The sequence below is a fragment of the Psychrobacter sp. 1U2 genome, from assembly GCF_051847575.1.
This window is the reverse complement of record NZ_JBPYDC010001220.1, coordinates 1-663: the sequence shown is the minus strand read 5'-3', so window position 1 is coordinate 663 and position 663 is coordinate 1. Positions and strand designations below refer to the sequence as shown.

The following is a 663-nucleotide window of genomic DNA, read 5'->3' as shown; positions in this document are numbered from 1 at the left end:
GAAAGCCGGCCAATATTTCAGCGACCGCTATAGGATGAGTAATATAAGGCTCACCTGATTTGCGCCGGTCTTTTATGTGCGCAACATCACCAAAGGCACAAGCATCTATAATGTCGCGACGCTCGGCTGCACATAAATACCCAACCGAACGCAGTAAGTTATACTGAGCTTCATCAACCAGATGGTGACTGAGTTTGGGTAAGGTTTGGCTCATAGAGTGGCGATCCTATTGTTCGTGACATGACTGGGAATTATTACTCAACCAGTTTTTATACATCTGATGGCTTAATGCTAATGCTAATGCTAATGCTAATTCTATATGGATATGAGTTGTACGGTTGTCGCCATGAAAATTATGCTTGTAAAGATAGCTCAGCTACAAAGTCTTTCTATTTTTATTACTGCGACGCCACCCTCTAATTAATCGTAAATTGCGTTAAATGTCAACTACTAAGCGCATAGACACTTTAAATATCTTAAAACTACAATCATTGATATAAGCTGTCCGTGAACATAAATGATTAACAATCGTTTAGAAAAATACAGCAGATATAAACGGCAAAAACCACAGCATGACACTGTGGTTTTTATTACTGCAATCTATGTTGTAGTGTTTTTATCTAAGCTGTCATATAGAATATATGGCGACCGCTCAAACAAAAA

Annotated in this window: 1 protein-coding gene; it reads right to left on the bottom strand. The window is 38.5% G+C overall.

All coding sequences use genetic code 11. From position 1 onward, the window contains the following. Positions 1 to 214, bottom strand: a 214-nt coding sequence (locus ACS8FD_RS21305) for a hypothetical protein (RefSeq protein WP_439277337.1), incomplete at its 3' end; no start/stop codon positions are given. Positions 215 to 663: the final 449 nt, after the last annotated feature.